Source organism: Coleofasciculus sp. H7-1 (assembly GCF_057473865.1).
The window spans coordinates 313,925-319,924 of record NZ_JBYCCT010000066.1; the positions used below are offsets into that span (position 1 = coordinate 313,925).

Genomic DNA, 6,000 nt, shown 5'->3' on the forward strand with positions numbered 1-6,000 from the left:
ACCTATTGGCAGTCACTCTACTCAGTTGCAACCTGGCGCAACCAATCCTCCAAATCTTCTGAAGAGGAGAAATCCAACAACCCCTCTGCTAAATCTTCTAACTGAGCCTGGGATAGCTGCTGAATGCGCTGTTGTAACTCAGAGGGAATTGCGCCAATTCGCCGAGGCAGTAGGCGCAGAACCAGCGATAGTGCCTCTTCCTGTTTTCCTTGTTGCTTTCCCTGTTCAATACCTTCTTCCATCCAGCTAGTGACGATTCGCATAATGACCTCCCGCTCATTTGGCTCCATCCTAGCAATGTCAGCTCTTAAAAGCCTTTCTTCTTGTGAACTTAAGCGCAGGTACAGCACTTTTGAAGCTAGTGAGGTACGAGGATCGCCTAAAACCTTTGATTTTGGAAGCTTGACTGTACCTCATCCAGAAAGAAAACGCTGTAAGTGTCAATAAATCCGGAAATTAATTGCATCTTGGCAGGATCTAGCCTCAAAGTAGCCAAAAGACGCAAACATTCAAATTTTACGCGGCGGCGGTCTTTAGCAGCGATGTTCATTTTCGCCATTAGCGCACTAGCAACTGGATTGGGTTGCTGCACAAAATCCCGCCAATTCAGCTGATTTAGCTCAATGACATCATAGTTGAACTGCAAAACAACTTTATTAGGAAAGACCACCTGATAAACGTTAGGTTCTGGAGTTTTGGGACTGTTATAAGAAAATACCATCACAGGATATACAGGTAGGTCAAATTTTTCAGACAAGCGGGAGAAATAGCGGAACATTCGCTTGCCAAAGTCAGCTTGATGTTGTGCTTGGTTCTCTACATGAATTAGGAAGAAAGATTCCTGACCTTGAAATTCAGTCTTGACGATTAAATCAGCTTCATAATGTTCGCCAGCAGTAACATCTGTAAAAACTTCTTTGTCTAAAAACTCTATGGAGTCGCGTTCCAGATAAGTTGCTACTTCTGGCAAAAATAACTCTATGAACTCCCCGAAAAAGGTAGTGAGGAGTTCCTTAAATAAGCGGTCATGGTCAATCATCCGCGTTTTTTGAAGTTACGATTCTTTACTTCGTTTCCATCCAATTATGCCCTGCACGCACATCAACCTTAAGAGGAACGCTCAAGGAAACGGCGTTTTCCATCGTCGAGCGAATTTGAGGCTGTAATTCTTCCCATTCAGAGGGAGGAACTTCAAGCACTAATTCATCGTGAACTTGCAATAGCAAACGCGCCTGATAATTCTGCAAAACTGCGTGCAGTTTATCCATTGCAATCTTGATGATATCGGCGCTAGAACCTTGGATTGGAGCATTAGCAGCGGCGCGTAGCGAACCGGCGTCAGCTTGTCCCAAATTACGCAGTTTGTCAAGGTTAATTTCATCGGGATTGCTACCTTGCAGCTTGCGGAGACTGCCACCCTCAAAGTTAAAGTAACGACGGCGTCCTAGAATAGTTTCGACATAACCGTGAGCGATCGCTTCCCGTTTCACCCGCTCCAAATATTCAAAAACCTGGCGATAGCGCTCGTTAAATCGATCGATAAACAATCTGCCTTCTGTCGCCTTCACCCCAGCTTCCCGTGCAAATCGCTGCGCCCCCATCCCATAAATTACGCCAAAATTGATAATCTTCCCCAATCGGCGCTCCTCAGATGTCACCGTATCCTTCTCCAACAACAGCCGAGCGGTGACACTGTGAATATCTTCATTTTGCTGGTATGCCTCAATTAGCACTGGCTCTTGGCTCAGATGAGCCAAAATCCGCAACTCAATTTGCGAATAGTCAGCAGCAACCAGTAACCAACTAGTTTCTGGCAAAAATGCTCTGCGAATCCGCCGACTAAACGCTGTGCGGATGGGAATATTTTGTAAGTTGGGATTAGAAGAAGACAATCGCCCTGTTGTCGTACCTGTCTGATTAAAATTCGTATGCACCCGCTGGGTATCAGGACGTATCAGCAAGGGTAAAGCGTCCACATAAGTAGACTTCAACTTGGAGAGGGTGCGGTACTCTAAAACGGCATCGACAAGTGGATGATCGCCTTGCAGTTTTTCCAGCGTTGCGGCATCTGTAGAATAACCCGACTGAATTTTACGAGACTTTTTGGTGTCTAACTTGAGTTTGTCAAATAAGATTTGGCTCAGTTGTTTCGGTGAACCCAAGCTAAATTTTTCCCCGGCTTCCTGATAAGCTTTCTGCTCAATCGCCGCTAAATCCTTTTCCAGTTCTTGCGATAGTGTTTGGAGATAGGCTGGCTCAATGCGGATGCCCACATATTCCATCTGGGCTAAAACTGGCTCTAAAGGTTGTTCTACTTCCCATAACAGCCGGTGAAGAGCGGGGACTTCCTCTAATTTTTCTCGTAGCTTTGGCACCAACTGGAATGTGGCATAGACCTGCATCCCGCAGTAGTAGGCTACAGTCTGAATATCCAGATCGGCAATTGTTTTACCTTTCGGCACCACATCCGTATAATTGCTGATACTTAGCTCCAGATGCCGCAGGACTAAGTCGCTGAGGTTGTGGCTGTTTTCTGGATTCAGGACGTAACTGGCAAGCATCGTGTCAAACACCACCCCAGCCAAGTTAATTCCCTGACAGCGCAACACCAGCCGATCAAATTTGGCGTTCTGCAACGTCTTGGGATAGTCAGCACTTTCCAGAATCGGACGCAACGCTTCTAAGACAGCCGTTTTATCCAGATTTTCACCAGTTTTGTGACCCGTGGGAATATAGGCAACTTCAGAGGGATCGATTCCCCAGCAGCAGCCAATCCCCACAAGTTGGGCGTCTCGTGGCTCTAGGGCATCCGTTTCCGTATCCCAAGCTACGGGTTTGTCAGAGTCGGTGCAATTTTGCAGCTGCTTTATCAGTTCTGTCAGTTTTTCTGGAGTATTAATAATTTGGGCGCTAATCTTACTAGCAGCATTTGTGTCTGCCTTGCTAGCAGCTTCGGTGTCAGCGGCACTGAAAAACCAGAGGTCGCCATCATCAAAACTGATTTCTTCAAGTTCTTCTTTAGATTCAACGGGTTTAGCTTCCTCTGCCACACCGCCAAATGCCTGCTGCAACTGCTTGATTCGGCTCAAATAAGTCTTAAACTCTAACTTTTCTAGCAGCGGTTCTAGGTCGGCGTTATCAAATCCCTTCAGCGGGCAGTCTTCTAAACTAACGTCTAGGGGGACATCAAGAACTATCCTTGCCAAGTGCTGGGAACGGTATGCCTCTTGTTTCCCGGCTTCCAGCTTCTGCTTGACCGCTCCTTTCATCTCATCCAATGAGGCATAAATCCCATCCAGGGAGCCGTACTCTGTAAGCAACTTCACAGCGGTTTTGTCGCCAATTCCTTTGACACCGGGGATATTGTCGGAGGCGTCGCCACACAGAGCTTTGTAATCGACAACCTGCTCTGGTGTAATGCCCTTTAGTTTCTCTTTAACTTCCTCTGGCCCAAATTCTACTGGCCCTGTACTGCTGCCACGTTGCCAGAAGGTTTGACCGAGATAAAGAACGCTAATTCCCTTTGCCGTGTCAACCAGTTGAAACAAATCTCTGTCGCCCGTAACAATCTTCACCCGATACCCGGCGGCACTCGCCTTTTGTGAGAGCGTTCCCAAGACATCATCTGCCTCATAGCCCGGTGCCGTCACAATTGGCAGATTCAAGGCATCCAAAAGGTCGTGGAGATTTTTCAGGTCGATGATAAAGTCTTCTGGCGTCTCAGCGCGGTCAGCTTTATAGGTGTCGTCGGCTTCGTGGCGGAAAGTGGGTAAGCCGAGGTCGAATGCGATCGCCATCGCCTGAGGTTGCTGGGATGCGATCGCTTCCAGTAACGACTTGAGGAAGCCAAAACAAACACTGGTGGGAATCCCAGTCTTTGTTTTTAAGCCTCCATCCCGCCCTTTAGCAAAGGCAAAGTAGGCGCGGAAGGCTAACGAGTGACCATCTACTAGGATGAGTAGAGGTCGGTTTTGGGATGAGCTAGCGGCGGAGTTAGATGGGTTGGAGGCAGAGGTAGATTGAGACATAGCCTTATTTTAGCTAGCGCCAGAGAGCAGATATTCTTTCAATGGCTCAGATTGCTCGCTTCACGCGAACAAGCCGTTAGATATCTCATCTCACGGCTCAGCCTGACTGATTTTAGCTACCCCTGGGGGAAATTCCTAGCTATGCGCTTAGCACTGGCTACGCTTACAGCGAAGTAGCTGCTAGATAAACTTCCTAATAAAAAAGCCCGCAGGCGCAGGCTAGAAACAGGGGTTATTGACTACTTGAACTTGCAAAGATTATCAGCGATAAGCCAGGTGATTAGCCGTTGATTTGGCTGCGGCGGCGACGCAGTCCAAACATACCTAACGTACCCACAGCTACCAGTGCCAACGTTGCAGATGGTTCAGGTACGCTTTGCAGACCTTGCTTACCGATATCGACGATGAAAACTGTGTCGTTGAAATCCCGGTCAGATGCTGGAGTCACGCCAGTCTCACTTCCGTCTCCGTACAAATCTTCAAAACCGACCACCAAGTAACGGGAGTTAAAGAGATACCCTTTGGCGTGCTGTAGTCCATCGGGGTTAGGAGCATTAAAAGCAGAATTGTAAATGCCGTAGGAGTTGCTGGTGCCGTATAAGCTATTAGCGTTCAACTGGAAGTTTAGGGTTGTACCTTTGCTGAAGTTGCCTAAGTTGACCCAATCTCCTTGCTTGAGATCGGTAAAGCTACTTTGATTTTCCCTAATGCTTTCTGTGCTGTTGAGTTCCCAGAAAGCCATTCCATCTTTGGTAATGTTCCCGTTACTGTCAAGTGCTTGATAACCCAGCTGATTGTTATAATCCGCCCCTTCATTGACGAAGTAAGCGCGAACATCAGTGTTGTTTTGCAACGTTAGTTTGCTCAAATCAAATGATTGACCGCCTAAAAGGCTCAAGTTAGGAAATGCGTATTTTTCCTGAGACTTGTTGAGCTGCGAGTTTAAGCTATTTATAAGCGTGCTGATGTTTGAAAAATCATCAGATTGGCTCAATGTATTCTTTGTGGGTGCAGTATTTACAGGACCCCAGTTAATCTCAGCCGATGCCGGTGCAGTTGCAGAGATGACGCCGGTCAGGGCAGCAGCAGCGGCGAGCAGACTAGTAATTACTTTGATTTTCATTTGAGTACCTCTACCAAGGCGATGAACGACTTCACCCCATCTAACCGGCAAATACATCCAAAATAATTTAGTTTATTTTTACTTTAGAAGCCCGGTGCAGACGTGTGTTTTCTTTTCCTTGTCTATTCATAACTGAAATCTTAATTCTTTGTCTACGACTTTTTTAATTCTTTTTGACCTCTTCACACTATTCGATATTTACGCAAGATGATTGAATATACTTACAAGCTTCCTAATTATTCCTGAATTTGTTAGCAGTATTCTCCTCGGTTTTTGCAGATTTTTTTGAAGCATATCGGTAAATATTCTGAAAGCTTTTAAGGGATTTTGCGGATAGCGTTTTTGGCTTGGCAGTGCTAACCGCAAGAGTTCAGTATTATCAAGAATGGGGGAATTTCTAGAGTCAGGTGAAAACACCAGTAGGAACTGGGAATACGCACGACGCGACGCTGACAGCCTACGCAGATTACGTAAGGTGATTTTGGGATAAGGAACAGACAAAACAGATAAGCTGAAAGTGCTGAATTCTCTATCCATCTGCTTGTCTCAGGCTCAGTTAAGAAGAAAAGTTCTGTGGCGTCGATGGCTGGTGCCAAAATGAACCCCGTTGGCAGCAACAATTGCTTTGTGGATGGACTGCAACAACGTCAACGAGAACGTTTAGCCTGCTGTTGCGGAAGCGATCGCTAATTGAGACAGCGATTGACATCACTACAAGTGACGGCGTTGCATAATAAAGTATGAATTCAAGGTGCTTAGCCATGCAATGTCCTCGTTGTGGTTCTACTCATACCCGTAAGAATGGTGTGAAGCAAGGTAAGCAAAATCACATCTGTGCGGAATGTGGTC

At 46.4% G+C, this 6,000-nt stretch carries 3 protein-coding genes and 1 pseudogene; 1 reads left to right on the top strand and 3 read right to left on the bottom strand.

Going from position 1 to position 6,000, the window contains the following annotated elements; all coding sequences use genetic code 11:
* Window positions 1–17: 17 nt before the first annotated feature.
* The 3 genes and pseudogenes from AC2VDX_RS18045 to AC2VDX_RS18055 form a co-directional block, all read right to left on the bottom strand.
* Window positions 18–1,039 (bottom strand): annotated as a pseudogene (locus tag AC2VDX_RS18045) (Rpn family recombination-promoting nuclease/putative transposase).
* Window positions 1,040–1,064: 25 nt separating this feature from the next.
* Complete coding sequence (polA, locus tag AC2VDX_RS18050) at window positions 1,065–4,028, bottom strand: DNA polymerase I (RefSeq protein WP_378184013.1); 2,964 nt, start codon at window positions 4,026–4,028, stop codon at window positions 1,065–1,067.
* 280 nt (window positions 4,029–4,308) lie between these two features.
* On the bottom strand, window positions 4,309–5,151 hold the full coding sequence (locus tag AC2VDX_RS18055; protein ID WP_378184015.1) for a DUF4114 domain-containing protein: 843 nt from the start codon (window positions 5,149–5,151) through the stop codon (window positions 4,309–4,311).
* 761 nt (window positions 5,152–5,912) lie between these two features.
* Here AC2VDX_RS18055 and AC2VDX_RS18060 point away from each other — a divergent pair.
* The coding region (locus tag AC2VDX_RS18060; protein ID WP_486928133.1) for an IS1/IS1595 family N-terminal zinc-binding domain-containing protein at window positions 5,913–6,000 on the top strand (88 nt) is incomplete at its 3' end.